This is a genomic window from Methylotenera sp. G11 (genome assembly GCF_000799735.1).
Taxonomy (GTDB): Bacteria; Pseudomonadota; Gammaproteobacteria; order Burkholderiales; family Methylophilaceae; genus Methylotenera.
Window position 1 is genome coordinate 455,668 of record NZ_JUHH01000001.1, and the last position, 17,581, is coordinate 473,248.

Consider the following 17,581-nt stretch of genomic DNA (forward strand, 5'->3'; position numbering starts at 1 on the left):
GTTTGACTAACTAACGTTATCAATGAGCTTGATGGGTAATGGCCTGACGGCTATCCATCATTTAAGGTTACGCCATGATTATCCAGACAAAATCCGACATTCTTTCATCAGAGATTACGCCTAAGGAGGTCTTTGACGGCAGGCGCCAGTTCCTGCAGCAGGCCGGTTTCGGGCTTTTGGCCAGCGCGACAGGTTTGCTGGCCAGCCCGTCATTCGCCACTTCCGGCAACCTGCCTACGCAGTACAAGGCCGGCAGGCCTTTGTTAAAGCTCCCCGATTTCACTAAGTCAAAATATGGAACCGGAGAAAAGCTGACTTCTTTTGAAGATATTACTACCTACAATAACTATTACGAGTTCGGCACCGGCAAGGATGAGCCTGCCGTGCATTCAAAACTATTCAAGCCAGTGCCCTGGACTGTCAGCATTGAAGGGCAGGTCAAGAAGAATAAAACCATCAGTATCGAGGATATTTTAAAGCTCGCGCCGCTGGAAGAGCGGATATACCGCATGCGCTGTGTTGAAGGGTGGTCTATGGTGATTCCCTGGATCGGATTCCCGCTTGCACAGTTGATTAAATGGGCGGAACCCAATTCGAATGCCAAGTATGTTGAGTTTGTATCTTTGGCGGATACACAGCAGATGCCGGGTGTAAACCTGCCGATACTGGACTGGCCTTATATCGAAGGCCTGCGTATGGATGAAGCGATGAACCCGCTTACGATCATGGCTGTCGGATTATACGGCGAGGCTTTGCCTAATCAGAACGGGGCACCGATGCGCCTCGTGGTGCCCTGGAAGTATGGTTTCAAAGGGGCAAAAGCAATTGTCAAAATCCGCTTTACCGACAAAATGCCGATGACTACATGGATGAAGGCCGGCCCGAAGGAGTATGGTTTTTATGCCAACGTCAACCCACAGGTTGACCACCCGCGCTGGACGCAATCTTCAGAGAAACGTATTGGTGCAGGCCTTTTTGCCGGGCGCATCAAAACGCAGATGTTTAACGGTTACACAGAACAGGTAGGGCAGATGTATGCCGGCATGGATTTACGAAAAAACTATTAGGCTGCAATGGCTAGCTTTTATCAGCAAGGTGCCGGATAGAAAACTGGTCGCCAGGTTAAAGTTTGCCATTTTCCTGCTGTGCCTGATTCCTTTGTTGCGCCTGTTCTGGCTGGCTTTTCATGATAATTTGACTGCCAACCCGGTAGAGTTTGTTGAAAGATCAACGGGTTACTGGTCATTATTCATGTTGTTAGCCACCTTGAGTTTGAGCCCGATCAGGTTAATGACAGGGCGCTCATGGCAATTGCAGTACCGGCGTATGCTGGGGCTTTTTATGTTCTTTTATGCCTGCCTGCATGTGACGGCCTATTTATGGCTGGATTATGCTTTTGACTGGGCAGACATTGCCAGGGATATCGTTAAGCACCCGTACGTGCTGGTAGGCGCTTCAGCTTTCATGTTGACTTTGCCGCTGGCCATTACTTCTAACAATGCCATGATCAGGCTATTGCGTGAGCGCTGGAAACAGTTGCACAAGTTGGTTTATGTGATTGCTATTTTAGCTGTGGTGCATTTCTTGTGGCTGGTGAAAAAAGACCTGCGTGAACCCATGCTGTATGCAGTGATATTGGCTTTGCTGCTGGCTATCAGGATTTACTACAGAATATCGAAGCGCAAAGCTTAAGATAGTGTAAGTAGTGCTCCTTGATTACGACTAATGCTTATCGTTAATCTTAAATTAGGGAGAAATTCTGATGAAGGCAGGTTCTGTATTGAATATGGGCGTAGGGCTTTATTGCAAGGCGATAGCGCAGGTCAATGTTTTTGCCGATTATATTCCGCCATTATTTTTACGCTTGGTTCTGGCAATAGAGTTTGGTGAATCAGGTCTTCAGAAGTTTCATGGCACCAATTGGTTTCAGGAAGTCGCATTCCCTTTCCCGTTCAACCTGCTGCCACCGGATATCAGCTGGCACATTGCTACTTATTTTGAAATATTAGGTGCAATTGCCCTGGTGTTAGGTTTTGCAACACGGTTCTTTTCGGTATCGCTGGTGGTTTTAACGATTGTCGCGATTGTTTCAGTACATTGGCCAGCCCAGCTAACCAGTATCAGTGACCTGATAACCGGTTACAGGATCGTGGATGAAGAGGGTGATGGTTTGGGTAACTATAAGCTGCCATTGCTCTATATTGTGATGTTCTTCCCTTTGATATTCAAAGGTGCCGGAAAGGTCAGTGTTGATTATTTGTTGATTGCTTATGTAAAGCCGATAAAAACAGTTATGTCATAGCAAGATAAACTGTAAGCAGCCCGCCAACCAGTGCTACTGATAACGTTAATAAAGAACCCAGGCAGGTGATCGCTAATTCAGGGACATCTGCCGGCGGTAATGTTTTCACATAGCGATGATGGTTATACTGCGCCCCTAATGTGATTGCAACGCCAATCATTACAAGTGCCATGCCAAAGAAGTTGGAGAAGTCGCTTCCTTGGTGGATATGGTGATCGCCAGCACCTGCGGTAGTCAGCAAGGTCAGGAATAAACCGAATTTAGCCACTACAAAACCAAGCGCCATTACGGTAATGCCTGACCTGACCCAAGCCAGTAGCGTGCGTTCAGCTGCGAAAAAGACTCTAGGATCTGAGTTCAAAATATTTCCTATATTAAAATGTACATGCAAGCAGGTGAGGGCAAGGAGGCTGTAAGTCCTGCTCGGTTCCAGCCTTTACCTGCTCATGAATGGTTGTATTTAACTATTGAAACATTACTCTACAGCAATCAGTGAATACAAGCTGAACATGATAAGAACGACGATAGGCGCAAATATATATTTTCTGACTCTATTGATAGAGCTAGATTTGGCCTTATCATGGGATTCATAACCAATTGATTCTTCAAGTAACTTTTCTGTCAATTTTGAATTGAACGAATTTTTGTCAACTGTGTAATCCTTGAATCTCAGCTTTTCTACTTTTTCAAATGGCCTGTTTATGTAAAATAGCTCCGGGTTCCATTCAGAGTGCTTTTTGCTCAATAGCATTTTAGTGACTGTCACATGATCCAGCACCGCATTGACCGTGTCGGTAGAGGAGGCATGCCAGATGTGTTTAGGCGACCAGGTCATTGCATCGGCCATATAAACCTTGCAAAAAGTAATATATTTATCTTTCTCATCGGCACTGAATGTCGTAAATACATTAAATGTTTCATCATCAACGATCACTTCAGTCAAAATGGATTTATCTGTTAAATGTGTAGTGATAATTTTAGTAATCAAAGTTAATATCCTGTATAAATAGTCATGTAAATTAATTGGTTACTGGTTTTCTCTTCAGTAACCTGTGAGGAAGGCGCGGGCAGGTGCCCGGCTTACACATTCATGACTTTGATCACTTTCAATCGCCTGGATTGCTTCTGCGGGAAAGGCCAATCAATCACCTGGCCTTCTTTCAGCCCGAGTAAAGCAGAGCCCACAGGCGATAATACGGAGATTTTTCCATACTTCATATTGGCACCCTCCGGGAATACTAATTCCACCTCCCGGCTTAATCCCACGCTTTCGTCTGTGTAAATTACACGTGAATTAATTCTCACCACATTGTGCGGCATTTGATCCTCTGGAACTACAATCGCCAGGCTCAACTCATCGCTAAGCACGTCATCATTCGCCAGCATAGATAGTCGCGCGTAGTCTAAATCCGAAATAATTATCTTTTCAAGTTCCATGATGATATCCATAACATACAATAAATAAATGCCCAGACAATCAGCCTGGGCAGCACTGAATCATAATGGCTATGGACATATTAAATAAGATAGACCGGTCGAACATGACTGTTTCCTTATTGGATACAATTAATGTGAATAATGTCATCATTTGCATGTTAGTTACCTGGCTAATGCATCTGCAAGTTTTATATATTTATTGGCTTTAATATCGGCTGTGCAATAAGTGTTGACGGATTTGTCTATGTTGGATTTGAATTTGCAAGATTGAGATTCTACGAGTAGCAAAGATAAGTAATCATATTTGTTTAATCGTGGTAGCTTAAATTTTCCAGGCTTGGTTGATTACTTAAAATCAAGGTGGCAAGACGAGTGAGTATTGGTTCGCGGCATCAAACGGTGAATTATGCTTGGAGTATAAAAGCCTGGCTGCTATTTTGATGTATGTTGAATTTTACATAATATACATTATACGAAATTAAATAACCGAAGAAATCGACCCTTGCATGCAACTAATTCAACCACCACTCAGGGATTGGAAAATATAAACGGTTTGATTTTCCGTTACATGATCAGAGAGTTTAATTTTATCAATCACCATGGTGTTGTTGATGCATAGATTCACATGCCTGCGCAGCGCACCATGTTCGTCGAGCACGTAATCGCTAAAACCTGGGGCGATCTCGTTGACTGCGGATATGATTTCCGCAACTGTGCCGGCCGGCACGGTGATGGTCCGGTTTTTTAATTGCGGAAAAAACCGGTATAGCTGCTGCGTCATTTCAACACCAGGCATGGTTTTCAGCCAAACCGCACTGAATAAATCGGCGGGAAATTGTTGCCTAGGCACCGCCATGTTTCACCGCGGTCTTCTGACAGATATACATTGCCGGTCGAGCTTCCAAAACATACGCTATTGCCTGCTGCATCCAGGCTATGCCGCAGGACAATATCGTAGGCGTTATCCTGTGGCAGTCCGCTTTGAAAACGCTGCCATGTCTGACCGCCATCGGTCGTGCGTGCGACGAACAGGCCGCCATCAATCGCCATTCGTTCTGAATCAGCACGCGCCGGGACGACCCATGCAGTGCGTCCATCATGTGCATCAGCAACAATCGGGAAGCCGAAATTCACGCCAAGGTCGGGCATGCTCACTTTTTCCCAGCGTTTTGCCCCGTCATTACTGTAAAAAACACCGCAGTGGTTTTGCTGCCATAGGTGATCTGGCTGGCCAGGGCAGCATGTCACGAAGTGTGGATCGTGACCCCATTCGGATTCAGGGTCAGGTAGATAGTCCATCAGCATGCCTTGATTGCGCCCTGTCCAGCTTTTGCCGCCATCCACTGTCTCGATGACCCCCGCTGTTGATACCGCAACATAAAGATGAAGCTGATCCCGCGGATCTACGATGATTGAATGAATGCCAGGTTCAAACACACCGTAATCAATACTTGCAGGTGTGCCGTTCCAGTGATTTTCAGTCGTTGTATCGCCATCGAACAGGTCACCACCGCGGCTGTGGTGGTTCCATAGCGGTCGGTTGAGTTCCCAGTTGTCGCCGCCATCGTCACTGACGAACAAGCCGCCGGGGATCGTGCCTGCATATAGCCTGCCCGGTTGATTGGCATTGCCAAATGCAATGTTCCAGATTTTAAGTATGCTTGCATCGGCATACTCCGGTAGCGCGGTCGGCGATTTCGGGTTGAAATCCGGGGTGGGCAGGTATTTGACGATATAGCGTGCGCCTTTAGGGTACTTCAGCGATGAAATGTCGGTCCAACTGGCACCCCTGTCACGGGAACAGGACAATTTAGGGCCCCAGTGCCCATGATCCAGTGAGGCCCACAAGGTGCCGTCACGAGGGTCAGATGCTGCGTAACATACCGGAATGCCTGCATGTGCGATTGGGCGCGGCCGCCAGCCAGCATGTGTATGATCGAATATTATGGTGCCTTTGCGAGTGCCCAGCAAAATCATATCAGACATCAACCACCTCCAATGCTTACGCTACTGCATCTCTTTGTAAAGAAACAAGGTTTGGATTTATCTGATTGTAATTGAATACTGTATTGGCAGGGAAATTAACAATTGGAGCGAATGATGCCTGCGATTGCAGTGGGTTGGCAATATTCCCTACCCGTTTTAAATGTTTGATTCATGTTTGCGCATTATTTTGTAAGGATATTCGTTGGAATATCATCAATGCTGAATTTGTTTTTTTCTTCCCAGTACAGTTTTAAACCATCGTCACCTTTTTTCTCGGCCCAATCCGAAAGCATGTCTCTGTCACCGGTATAAGCATAGTTAGGTACAGCCATTCCGCAGGATGTGAGCACAAGGTTAATTGAAAGATCGAATATCTGGCGTGCGCCCGGCAAGGGCTTAAAGTATCCGAAAAGTTTCTGCCATTCCTCGTCATCTTTATGGATCACTCTTGCGGTTCCGAAAAGCCGAAGTATCATCGGCGGCCCTTCGAACGCACAAAACATGATGGTCATGCGGGGATGGTTCTGAACGTGTGCGGATGATTCATTTCCGCTGCCGGTGAGGTTAAGCCAGAGTAAGCGGTTGTTGTCTAGAATTCTTAGTGAATCCAGACCCTTGGGTGAGATGTTGACACGACTATCCGCGGTAGCCGTCCCGACGAAAAAGATTTTCTGTTCCGAGATGAATTCAATCAGGCGATCGGTAAGTGCCGGGTAATGTTTAGCCATACAACTCTATTTAGTCATTAATTTCAGTATTTAAATTTTGGCTAGTGCCTGCATCAAATCATGCTCCAGATCTTCAGGTGTTTCAAGCCCGATGGATAGCCTTATGGAATTGTCAGTAATGCCGCGAGATTCCCGCATCTCTGCGCTGAGGTCACGATGCGAAGTTAGCGCCGGTTGCGAAATCAGGCTCTCAACCCCGCCCAGGCTTGCTGCTATGGAGAATAATTGCAGGCTATCGATCATTCTGGTGGCGGCACCTGCCTCGCCGTCTATGGTTAATGAGATCATTCCGCCAAATCCACGCATCTGGCGCTTGGCGATCTCATGACCGCAGTGACTCTCTAAACCAGGATAATAAACCTGTTTGACTAACGGGTGTTTTTGCAATGCGGTTGCCAAGTGCAATGCGGTTGCATTCTGCCGCTGTACCCGTACCTCCAGCGTTGCCAAGCTGCGCGCCAGCAGGTGCGCCGAATCCGGCGCCAGAATCTGCCCAAGGTTTTTTCTCCAGATGCGCATCGGTTCAAGCATGTTGTCTGCAGCAGCCACTACGCCTCCTGTCAGGTCGCTATGCCCGCCGAGATATTTGGTTGCGCTATGAATCACAATGTCGGCACCCAGTGATAATGGCTGCTGGTTGACCGGGGTGGCGAATGTGCTGTCAATGGCGACTTTTGCGCCATAGCGATGTGCCAGAGAACAGATCTGTGAGATGTCGGCAATTTCAAGCAAAGGATTGGATGGTGTTTCCAGGTAGATCAGGCTGCTTTGTTTGGCTAATAAACGCTCGAGCCCGTGCAGGTCATTGACAGCCATAAAACTCGTATGCCGGTTTAAAGCCGGTAATTGCCGGGACATTAACTCCCATGTGCCGCCATAAACTTCCCCAAGGCAAATGACGCCGTGCTCGCCATGGGCGAGCAGCGTTGCAGAGATTGCAGCCATCCCGGAGGCGAACGCCAAAGCGCCCTCCGCACGTTCAAGGCTTGCCAGCTTGGCTTCAACACTCATCACGCTCGGGTTTGTCCCGTATCGGGTATAAAAATAACCAGAGTTGCGGCCTTCAATCACGTTTAGCATGTCTGCCGTTGAGCTGAACCTGAAGGTGGTGGTGTCGTATAGCGGGGTGTGCGGAGCTCCGAATTGGTCAGTAATTTCACCTGCATGAATGCAGTTGGTAGCAAAGCCATTATTTTTGGTAGCCATTTAAATTATCCTATCCAATCATCAGTACGTTCAATCGGCAGTATGTTGCATTTTAAATATCATGATGCGCTATATCGCATGTGCGTCTTCCATCTCTGCTATATTAACTCGTGACGCGTTGTTTAGCTCGCCCTCTTCCATCACAAGCGCCTGGGTGAATAATGCAAAGGCTTCGGCCCATGCTGCCAGTAAATGCGTGGTTGCAGCGTAACCTAAGGTTTCCTTGATCGCATCCAGAAAATGGCTGCCGATAATCGGGTAATCTATGGCTGTTATCCCCCAGGAAGCTGATTTCCGCACAAGGCGGCGCATAACAGGCCGGAATCTATCGGCACGGTCAATATTGGCCGCATATGCAAACACAACGGATACCAGCGGCTGCTGCGGTACTGTTGAGGCCTTGCATTCCATATTAAAAGCATGCTTGAGTTCAGGATAGGTTTTAAAGCAATTGCGGTTAAATATATGCGTTATTGCTACACACCGCTCACGTAAAACCGGAACACTGGCATTGATATAGGTTCTTGCAAAATCAGATAGCATAATTTTCCCTTTTATTTGTGTATAAAAATTAATAACATGCGCAATATTTACTTAATAGCCAATTGCTGATGCGTATTGACCAGCTTTTTCTGCAACCTGAGGCGGCTGGCATCACTGATTCGTTTTAATCTATTCGGTTGGTCAACTCACACATAAGCCGATGCTGAGGGGATTCTGGCACGGGCAACCTGCCCCATCTGCACTGTTTTGATGGTGTTCCATAGCATCAGTATCATGCCGGATGAATACATCAGGCCGCCGGTCATACGGATCACGTAGAATGGATGCATCGCTTTTACAGATTCAACAAAGGTATAGGTCAGGGTGCCGTCATCGTTCATCGCACGCCACATCAGGCCAGCCGTCACGCCGGATATCCACATTGCGGAGATGTACAGCACTACGCCGATTGTCGCCATCCAGAAGTGCACTTCAATGGCCTTCTTGCTGTACATCTGTTTCAGGCCCCACAGGCGTGGTGTCAGGAAGTACAGTGAACCCATGGATACGAAACCAACCCAGCCTAAAGCGCCTGAGTGCACGTGGCCGATGGTCCAGTCTGTAAAGTGTGAAAGCGAGTTAACGGTTTTAATCGCCATCATCGGGCCTTCAAACGTGCTCATGCCGTAGAAAGACAGGGAAACGATCATGAAGCGCAGGATCGGGTCATCGCGCAGTTTGTGCCATGCGCCGGACAAGGTCATCAAGCCGTTGATCATGCCGCCCCAGCTTGGTGCCAGCAGGATCAGTGACAGCACCATGCCGACTGATTGTGTCCAGTCAGGCAGTGCGGTGTAGTGCAGGTGGTGTGAACCCGCCCACATGTAAGTGAAGATCAGGCCCCAGAAGTGCACGATAGACAAACGGTATGAGTACACCGGGCGCTCTGCCTGTTTAGGTACGAAGTAGTACATCATGCCCAGGAAACCTGCCGTCAGCATAAAGCCAATCACGTTGTGGCCATACCACCATTGAATCATGGCATCCTGAACACCGGCATACGCTGAGTAGGATTTAAGCCACCCAGCCGGGATCTCCATGCTGTTGATGAAATGCAGAATTGCCAGGACAATGATATAAGCACCATAAAACCAGTTTGCAACATAGATGTGCTTTACTTTTCTGGCTTTGATGGTGCCGAAAAACACCTTGGCGTATAAAACCCAGACCAGAAACAGCAATATGTCGATGGGCCACTCAAGCTCGGCGTACTCTTTTCCGGATGTATAGCCAAGAGGCAGCGTAATGATTGCAGCGGCAATCACGGCCTGGTAGCCCCAGAACGTGTAGCGAGCCAGCAGCGGGAAGGCCAGCCTGGTTTGGCTGGTGCGCTGCACGACATAGTAAGACGTTGCAAACAGTGTGCAGCCGCCAAAAGCGAATACCACCAGGTTGACATGTAATGGCCTTAATCTGCCAAAGCTAGTCCACGGCAAGCCAAGGTTTAATTCAGGATTGACAAGCTGGGCAGCAACAATGACCCCCATCAGGGTGCCGACCACGCCCCAGATGATCGCCATGATTGTGAATCGACGGACTACATAGTCATCGTAGAATCCTGAAGACTGTGCGTTAGGTCTTGAGCTTGGAGGTTCAGTATTGGCGGGAAAAGCCGGGGGTGATTTTAAATCGCTAGTGTTCATTGCATTTATCTCTATCTAAAACTTAGAATTTTCAGAAGCTGATACTAGAGAGAGTAATAAATGTTTTTGTATAATTCGAATCTGAAACTACACAACAAGCTGATGCAGCAAATGGACGCTGCCGGACTTACCTTCATCGGCCTTAATACTTAAGCCGTACCATTGGCGTTAGAACACTATCGCTACTCACTAAATCAAGCATCAGTATGAGATTAAAGCCGGATCATGACTAATGAAATTTAATAGTTTTTAAATTCATAAATTTTGATATAAATAATTATTGATCTTCAATACGGAGCATGTGCTCAAGAAGGATAATGCATTTATCCTGAAGGCATAAAACCGTTGCAGGTAAATATAATTAAACCCGTCAGGTAATTTGTCCATTCTTTTAAACAATTGAGATCCAGAAAAAAACAAATCATTCACAATGCAATACAATATGCATTCAATGCATAAAAATTGATACCAATATGGATATAAATTTAATCCGCACTTTTATAGAAATAACGAAAACCGGCAGTTTTATCAGCGCTGCGGAACGTTTGCATGTTACGCAGACTACGGTAACGGCCAGGATTCATATTTTAGAAGAGCAGCTTAAATGCCGGCTGTTTGTCCGTAACCGCAGCGGCGCAAATCTTACTGAAAACGGCAAGCATTTTATTTCGCACGCCACCCAGCTGATACAGGTATGGGAAGCCGCGAGAAGAGACTTGCCTTTGCCTGAAGGTAATAAAGTATCGATTACCATAGGCGGTGAGTTTAGCTTATGGAACCCATTAATGCTTGCCTGGCTCAACAAACTCAGGAAGATTCAATCTGACGTAGCCATTCATGTTGAGATTGGCGAGTCGCATACGCTGCATCAAAAGCTTGAAAGCGGTTTGATCGATATTATTCTGGTTCATCGTCCGGAATATTGGGCCGGTATGCAGGTTGAACAGGTTTTAGAAGAAAAGCTGGTGATGGTGCGCTGCCCTTCCAAACCTGAACCCTACGTGTACATAGACTGGGGGAAGGAATTCCGCCAGCAGCATGATGCGGCATTGCCACATCTCGCCAAAACCAATCTGGTCATTAATTTTGGCCCTCTGGCATTGTTCTATTTGCAGAATAATGGCGGCAGCGGTTATTTCAGGACGCGAGTGGTCCAGGCGCCGCTGCAGGAAGGAACGCTGGAGCTGGTACCTCAGGCGCCGGAGTTTTCGTATCCGGTGTATCTCATATACCCTCGTGACAAACACAACCTGGCAACATCCGGCGCCCTGGAAATTTTAAAAGAGACGCTCAGCGATGAGATCAGCTGGTCCCAGTACTGAACATCACACTTGGTTGATGGGTTAAATAATTTATATATTAAAAATTCTGATATAAAAACCTTAAATTATTCATTATAAATAATCATCGATTCTTTCTATACTTGCGGCCGATATAGCCAAGTGCAGCCCGGCTGACTTAAACACCAGAAGATTGTAACGATGATTAAATGGGAACGCTGTTCCACTGAACTCCCAACCACTCAATTTTTAATATTAAATATTGCTCTAGGTTTTGGACATTTCATAACGATACTGAATGCGGGCGCATACCTGCCTATGCTTCCGTACGTTGCAGGCAGTATTGGCGAAGGCTTGCCTTACGTTGTCTGGGGGCAAAGCAATTACTTTGCGGCGATGGGGGCGGCATTCCTGATTGCCCGCCCGTTAATGCGCAGGTTCGGCGCAGTCAATACAGCTTTGATCGCATATATATTATTCGCCTTGTCTTGCCTGTTCGTTTTATTAACGACCTCAATGTACCCGCTGATGACGGCAGCCAGAACATTACAGGGCTTTTCCGCCGGTTTAAGCCTGTCGCCCTCGCTATCGATTCTATTGATGCATTATAAGAAGCCCAAGCAGCATATCGCCGTAGCATTATGGGGCATCGCGGCATTTACGCCATTCTCCATCGGCCCTGCCCTTGGCGGTTTCTTTGCGTATGTCCTTGGTGACTGGCGCTTGCTTTTTGCCATATCAGCATGTCTGATCACGATGGTTGCAGCGGTCATCTGGCTATTGCACAGGAAAAGCGTTGATGGGCTGGATAGCGCCTACCCTATCCAGTCTCATTTATTTCTATTTTCATTATTTGCGATAGCCTGTATCGCACTGCAGGAGTTCTTCAATATAGGGCTGATTTCGGCCCTTACCAGTCGCGAAGATGAGTTGTGGCTGGCAGCGGCAATATTCTGTTTATTTTCTGCATTATTCTGGTTCAAGAACAACAGTGTCGAATATCCGCTGTTGAATTTCAAGGTTTTCAAATACCCCAATTACGCTTTTGGCCTGATGGTGCTGTGCCTTGCTTTCATGGCGCTGCAGAGCTCTATCGTCCAGTACCTGATCAGGCTGCAATTGGTTGAAGGCTATACCGCCTGGCATGCCGGCCTGCTGTTTTTGCCTATTTTTGTTTTTTCAAAACCCCTCAATATTCTGGCGCAGTATTTCATACACCACGGCTATGACCCCAGGGTTCTGGCATGTATTTCATGCTTTGGTTTTGCATTGAGTTTTTGGTGGATGAGTACCTATACCCGCCCTGCGCCCTGGGAAAGCCTGCTGTTGCCTCAGTTTTTAGAAGGTGCTGCAATGGGGCTGCTTTTAATTTCGATGACTACGATTGCATTAGGCAACGTACCGCCAGAGGAGCAGTTACATGCTGTAGACATACTGAATACTTTCAGGAATTTATCAGCCGGACTTGCAATCACTTTGTCTGACATAGGCTGGGATCATTACCTGGCGTATGTGAAAAACCACATGACTTTCCAGGGCAGCATTGCTAAAGAAGCCCTCAGCGCACATTTTTATGAATTGGGGTTTGCAGAACCTGCGGTGCAGCATCTGTTGCGCCTGAAAGTGAACTCCGTGAGTGGGCTGCTTACGCTTAATGCCATGTTTTATACGCTGGCACTCATCTTTATTGTATTGGGCGCTGCTGTCTGGTGGGCCAGCCCCAGACACATCGTACATAAATCCACGGTGCAGGATAGTGTTGTCGAGAGTTTAGGAGAAGAGCCTTGAGTTACCGGCGCAGTACTTTGGCGGTTTTGCTGCTGACATTGGTTTCCGGATGCGTGCCGGCTATCAAAGACCATGCTGAAAGAATCAAGGAGGTGAAAATTCCTGCGCATCTCATCACTTCCAACAGCGCAGTAAGCAATGATGAAGCTGAAATAAACACGAATGAATGGTGGAAGGTTTTTAACAACGATGAATTAGAAGGCTTGATAAAATTAGCGCAAAAAGGCAACCCATCCATCGCGGAAGCTAACAGCCGGCTTGAGATTGCCCAGGCAGAATTAAGGCAATCAAGATCCGTTCAATTACCCAGGGTAGATGCTGCCGCAGCCGTGACAAGTCTGCATTATTCGAATAACGGTGATCATGGGATTTATAACGGGCAAACCAATATTATCGGCGTGGCAAACCCGTTGATTGTTAATTATCGCCCTGACTTTTTCGGAAAAGATAAAGAAATCATTGCCAGTGCTGCTGCACATGCGGAAGTACATAAAGCGCTATTGAAAGGCAGCTTAATTACGCTTCGGCAGTCAGTGATCAAGACTTATTTTGCCCTGGTCACGGCGAATGAGCTGGTCAAGGCCCAATTGGATATCATCGAAGCAGCAAAAGAGGTCGAAGCTGTCAGGATCAATGCGGTACAGGCCGGGTTGCAACCGGCTTCTGCTGTTCTGCCGTCACGGTTATATCTTGGTCAGACCAATGCAGGCCTATCACTTATCAAGCAGCGTAAAGGCGCTCTGCAATATGCATTGCTGCACCTGTTAGGCAGGAGCCCTGACCAGGCCATTGAATTGCGGCAGAATGAATTGTCCATACCGCAGCGTTTGCCGGTCCCGGCAACGATTAATCTTGATTCCATTTCAAGGCGGCCGGAAATACAGGCTGCATTATGGCGCATCCGCTATAGCTCACATATGGAGAAAGCAGCTCAAAAAGACTTTTATCCCAACATCAATTTACGGGCGTTGCTGGGATTCAACAGCTTGGGCTTGGCCAATCTTTTCGATTCACAAAGCCTGTCTTATGCAGCCGGGCCTGCACTGAGTTTGCCCATATTCAATCATCATGAGCTTGAGAGCAGGTTTGATGCGGCAGCGGCGGCTTATGATGCCGCAGTGTTTGCCTACAACCAATCGGTACTGAATGCCGCTAAAGAAGTTGCCACTCATCTTGAAAACCTTGAAAACACTAAAAGTATATTGGCGTCGCAAGTACTGATCCTTGAAAGCCGCACGGCTTATGCGGAATCCATGCACGCAGAATTTAATAGCGGAGTTAACGATAAATTAGCTTACCTGGAAGCATTGATTAACAAGCAGCGAGCATACGCAGATTACCTGCAGGCGCGATTGGATTGGTTATGTGCAATTACAGATATGGCAACTGCATTAGATGGCGAATTACAGGAAACAGGAAATGACCTCCAAAACTAAAGACAGATACCGCAGGACACATTTATTACTGGCACTGATTATATTGGGATCGCTGGCAGGAATCTCTTATTGGCAATTATTCTGGGGTGGCAATATCGATTGTGACGATGCTTATGTTGCTGGGAACATTATCCCGGTGCATGCCTTGGTTCCTGGTGTTGTGACCGATATTTATGCAGATAACTCCATGTATGTGAATGCCAATCAGGTGCTGATCAGGCAAGAGCGTCATCTGGCAAAGCAGCGCATGGATAAATCTGCATCCGCATTGGCTGAAACCATACGTTTCACACGCAGCCAGTATGTACAGGTACGGCAAGCAGACGCTGCAATCGCAAGCCTTTATGCGCAGCGTGAAAAAATAGAAGATAATTTGTCACGTTACATCAAAGCTGAATCCGGTGGTGCAGCCTCTGCCCAGAAAGTGGCCGACACAACGGCCGACATTGCCATTATCAACAAAGATATAGAAGCCGCACGCGCCAATCGCCAGAAATACCTGGCGCTTACCGGCAAATCGCAAGTGCTTGACCACCCTTCAGTGCAGAAGCTTAAAGCAGAATTCATCGAAAACTATATTCTGTATAAGCGTTCGGATATTGCCTCACCTGTTGCCGGCTATGTCGCTAACCGTCGCGTTCAGGTAGGGCAGTCTCTGGCAAGCGGGCAACTGCTTATGAATATCATCCCGCTCGACGGACTGTGGATTACGGCAAATATTAAAGAAACTGATATGCATCGGGTGCAGGCCGGGCAGGATGTGATTGTAAATGCAGGCATGTACGGCAATAGCGTAACCTACCATGGCAAGGTGCTGGGTATAGAGCCTGCCGGTGGCAGCACATTCAGCCTTTTTCCGCCGGAAAATACCACGGGCAATTACATACACATTGTAGAACGCGTTCCGGTACGTATCAGCTTGTCTCAGCAAGACCTTGTGAAACATCCTTTGCGGCCGGGGCTCTCGGTACGGGTCAAGATTACCGGAAAAACAAACTCAGGTGCCGAGAGTTTAATTTCGCAGGTAACGGTTGATAACCCGAGTTTCTCAACCACGATTTTCGAAAACGAGATGAAAGGCGCTTTATCTGCAGCACAAGCGATTATGAATAAAAACTAATGGTTCTGCATTTTTAACGCTATTTAATTTCAACCGGATATAAAACATTTTGTTATCACCAGAGACCCAATTGTGAGCATAATATGTTGCATATAATATACAACATATATAAAATACTTTTTATGCAGATCACAAAATTTACTGACCTTGGGTTAAGGGTTCTGATGTACCTCTCGCATGAGGTGGATGGTTCCGTTGTTACTATCCAGGAGATTGCGCAGCAATTTAATGTGCCTAAAAATCACCTTGTAAAAGTGGTTACCAGGCTGAATAAATTAAACTGGATTTCTACTACCCGCGGCAGAACCGGTGGGCTAAAGCTTGGTGCCAATGCCAATCAGCTGAAATTAGGCAACATCCTGAAAGAGCTGGAAAACAAAACAACTCTGATTAATTGTAATGAGCCGCCATGCGCTTTGACTGGCCGCTGCAATTTAAAAGAGATTCTGGATCACGGACTGAACAATTTTTATGAGGAAATGAATAAATACACCTTAAAGAGCATTGTAGATAAGAAAACTCAATTAGCGGTAATTGAATTACACCAGCGTTACGCTATTGGGTAACCGCATTTACTTTTAACCAGCAGCAGGAAGTTTTAGCAGACACTCACCCGAGTGTTTTTTTTGAAGTTATATGTTGCATTTTATATGCAACTTTAGGAGATTTTATGCTATCAATATCAGCAAAGCCATACATAGATGCCAGCGTGCCCGTACTCAGGCAGCATGGACTCGCAATTACGACATTGTTTTATAAAAACATGTTCGAAGCCCACCCCGAACTCATGAACCTATTCAATATGGGAAACCAGGCTAATGGTTCTCAACAGCAGTCGCTGGCAGCCGCAGTATTCGCTTATGCGGCCAATATCGATAATACGGAAGCATTAAAACCGGTGGTGGAAAGGATCGTGCATAAGCATGTTTCTGTCGGCATCAAACCTGAGCATTACCCTATCGTTGGACATCATTTAATTGGCGCGATTAAAGGCGTGCTTGGTGATGCGGCAACACCTGAGCTGATCGAGGCCTGGGAGGAAGCGTATGGCCTATTAGCGGATGCATTGATTACCACTGAAGCCTTACTCTACAAGCAGAATAACCAGCAGCCGGATGAATGGATCAAGCTTAAAGTAACAGAGAAACTGCATCAGACGGACAATGTGGTTTCATTTACCTTGCGCGCAGATGATCAGACCAAATTACCTGCTTTTAAGCCTGGCCAGTATATAAGTGTGGCTGTGCATATTGAAGAATTGAACTTGAGGCAGATCAGGCAATATAGTTTGTCTGATTCACCGCAAAAAAATACACTCAGGATCACGGTGAAACGGGAAGGCGGAGATGAATATAAACCTCAGGGTAATGTATCAAACTGGCTGCATCAGCACACAAGGGTTGGCAGCACCATTAACGTCAGCTTCCCATGTGGAAACTTTACGCCTGATATTCAGGATCCGCGCCCTATCGCTTTGGTTTCCGCAGGTGTAGGCATTACACCGATGATTTCAATATTGAATGATATTGCAGTTACCAATCCGGGCAGGAAAGTGATGTTTGCACACGCAGCCCGCAATATCGCCAGCGTTGCACACATTGATGAGATACAGAGCGCAAAAGGTAAACTGGAGAATCTGGAAACGGTTTTCTTTCTGAATGAGTCAAAAAAACAGCATATTGACGAAAGGGAAGGACGCATGGATTTAAGCAGCCATATCACGCCGGAGTTCAGGGATGGCATCTATTACATATGTGGACCACAGTCGTTTATGGATGATCAGCGTGATGCCTTGATCGAATTGGGCATTCATCAAAACAATATTCATAGGGAAGTATTTGGCCCAGAAAGTCTTAATCACTTAATTTAAACGCTGCTGGCGGACATCCAATATCGAATGTCCGCCAGTAACACTTCCCTGATCAAACATCCTTCATTTGGCAACACTTGCTGCTACCTACCTTATTGTCTAAATTAAGTTATAATTGTACAAATAACTTACGCATTTAAATTTAAAACTGTATAAGTTGTTTTTGAGCAGTTTATTTAACCAGTTAAATTAGTAAGCTGCACAATTAATACCTCTTTATTTTTGCAGCCATTCCTGCTTTC

The 17,581-nt window shown here is 46.5% G+C and carries 17 protein-coding genes and 1 pseudogene; 9 read left to right on the plus strand and 9 right to left on the minus strand.

Annotated features, from left to right (window positions below):
• The first annotated feature begins 74 nt into the window (after positions 1–74).
• The 3 genes from msrP (at position 75) to GQ51_RS02135 (ending at position 2,302) form a co-directional block, all read left to right on the plus strand.
• Positions 75–1,067 carry a protein-methionine-sulfoxide reductase catalytic subunit MsrP gene (msrP, locus tag GQ51_RS02125; RefSeq protein WP_047549218.1) on the plus strand — a complete coding sequence of 331 codons (993 nt, stop codon included), beginning with the start codon at positions 75–77 and terminating at the stop codon, positions 1,065–1,067.
• Positions 1,036–1,692, plus strand: a complete 657-nt coding sequence (locus tag GQ51_RS02130; RefSeq protein WP_081987065.1) for a sulfite oxidase heme-binding subunit YedZ — start codon at positions 1,036–1,038, stop codon at positions 1,690–1,692. The genes msrP and GQ51_RS02130 overlap by 32 nt, the downstream gene beginning before the upstream one ends.
• A 94-nt stretch (positions 1,693–1,786) precedes the next feature.
• Positions 1,787–2,302 (plus strand): HvfX family Cu-binding RiPP maturation protein, encoded by a 516-nt coding sequence (locus GQ51_RS02135; protein WP_052177838.1) that lies wholly within the window; start codon positions 1,787–1,789, stop codon positions 2,300–2,302.
• On the opposite strand, the gene GQ51_RS02140 is transcribed toward GQ51_RS02135, so the two are convergent.
• The 9 genes and pseudogenes from GQ51_RS02140 to ccoN all read right to left on the minus strand — a co-directional run.
• Positions 2,292–2,663: a YidH family protein gene (locus tag GQ51_RS02140; protein WP_047549224.1), complete on the minus strand. Its 372-nt coding sequence runs from the start codon at positions 2,661–2,663 to the stop codon at positions 2,292–2,294. The genes GQ51_RS02135 and GQ51_RS02140 overlap by 11 nt on opposite strands.
• Positions 2,664–2,777: 114 nt before the next feature.
• Positions 2,778–3,290: a hypothetical protein gene (locus GQ51_RS02145; protein ID WP_047549227.1), complete on the minus strand. Its 513-nt coding sequence runs from the start codon at positions 3,288–3,290 to the stop codon at positions 2,778–2,780.
• A gap of 92 nt (positions 3,291–3,382) precedes the next feature.
• Positions 3,383–3,739: a nucleoside diphosphate kinase regulator gene (rnk, locus tag GQ51_RS02150; RefSeq protein WP_047553598.1), complete on the minus strand. Its 357-nt coding sequence runs from the start codon at positions 3,737–3,739 to the stop codon at positions 3,383–3,385.
• Between the two features lie 517 nt (positions 3,740–4,256).
• Complete coding sequence (locus GQ51_RS02155; RefSeq protein WP_047549229.1) at positions 4,257–4,535, minus strand: MoaD/ThiS family protein; 279 nt, start codon at positions 4,533–4,535, stop codon at positions 4,257–4,259.
• 5 nt (positions 4,536–4,540) lie between these two features.
• Positions 4,541–5,725, minus strand: coding sequence for a WD40/YVTN/BNR-like repeat-containing protein (locus GQ51_RS02160; protein WP_047549232.1), 1,185 nt, complete (start codon positions 5,723–5,725; stop codon positions 4,541–4,543).
• Between the two features lie 182 nt (positions 5,726–5,907).
• On the minus strand, positions 5,908–6,453 hold the full coding sequence (locus tag GQ51_RS02165; RefSeq protein WP_047549235.1) for a pyridoxamine 5'-phosphate oxidase family protein: 546 nt from the start codon (positions 6,451–6,453) through the stop codon (positions 5,908–5,910).
• A gap of 30 nt (positions 6,454–6,483) precedes the next feature.
• Positions 6,484–7,659 (minus strand): trans-sulfuration enzyme family protein, encoded by a 1,176-nt coding sequence (locus tag GQ51_RS02170; RefSeq protein WP_047549239.1) that lies wholly within the window; start codon positions 7,657–7,659, stop codon positions 6,484–6,486.
• 69 nt (positions 7,660–7,728) lie between these two features.
• The gene (locus GQ51_RS02175) at positions 7,729–8,202 is read right to left on the minus strand and encodes a globin domain-containing protein (protein WP_052177645.1); all 474 of its coding nucleotides are present in this window, start codon (positions 8,200–8,202) and stop codon (positions 7,729–7,731) included.
• Between the two features lie 146 nt (positions 8,203–8,348).
• Positions 8,349–9,758 (minus strand): annotated as a pseudogene (ccoN, locus tag GQ51_RS02180) (cytochrome-c oxidase, cbb3-type subunit I); the annotation flags it as partial.
• A gap of 560 nt (positions 9,759–10,318) precedes the next feature.
• Here ccoN and GQ51_RS02185 point away from each other — a divergent pair.
• From GQ51_RS02185 to hmpA, 6 genes are all read left to right on the plus strand, one after another.
• On the plus strand, positions 10,319–11,167 hold the full coding sequence (locus GQ51_RS02185; protein ID WP_047549241.1) for a LysR family transcriptional regulator: 849 nt from the start codon (positions 10,319–10,321) through the stop codon (positions 11,165–11,167).
• 159 nt (positions 11,168–11,326) lie between these two features.
• A complete protein-coding gene (locus GQ51_RS02190; RefSeq protein ID WP_081987067.1) occupies positions 11,327–12,913 on the plus strand; it encodes an MFS transporter in 1,587 nt (528 codons plus the stop codon).
• Positions 12,910–14,349: an efflux transporter outer membrane subunit gene (locus GQ51_RS02195; RefSeq protein WP_047549247.1), complete on the plus strand. Its 1,440-nt coding sequence runs from the start codon at positions 12,910–12,912 to the stop codon at positions 14,347–14,349. The genes GQ51_RS02190 and GQ51_RS02195 overlap by 4 nt, the downstream gene beginning before the upstream one ends.
• The gene (locus tag GQ51_RS02200; RefSeq protein WP_047549250.1) at positions 14,333–15,469 is read left to right on the plus strand and encodes an HlyD family secretion protein; all 1,137 of its coding nucleotides are present in this window, start codon (positions 14,333–14,335) and stop codon (positions 15,467–15,469) included. The genes GQ51_RS02195 and GQ51_RS02200 overlap by 17 nt, the downstream gene beginning before the upstream one ends.
• Positions 15,470–15,591: 122 nt before the next feature.
• Complete coding sequence (locus tag GQ51_RS02205) at positions 15,592–16,035, plus strand: Rrf2 family transcriptional regulator (RefSeq protein ID WP_047549253.1); 444 nt, start codon at positions 15,592–15,594, stop codon at positions 16,033–16,035.
• 104 nt (positions 16,036–16,139) lie between these two features.
• Positions 16,140–17,339 (plus strand): NO-inducible flavohemoprotein, encoded by a 1,200-nt coding sequence (gene hmpA / locus GQ51_RS02210; RefSeq protein ID WP_047549256.1) that lies wholly within the window; start codon positions 16,140–16,142, stop codon positions 17,337–17,339.
• Positions 17,340–17,581 lie beyond the last annotated feature (242 nt).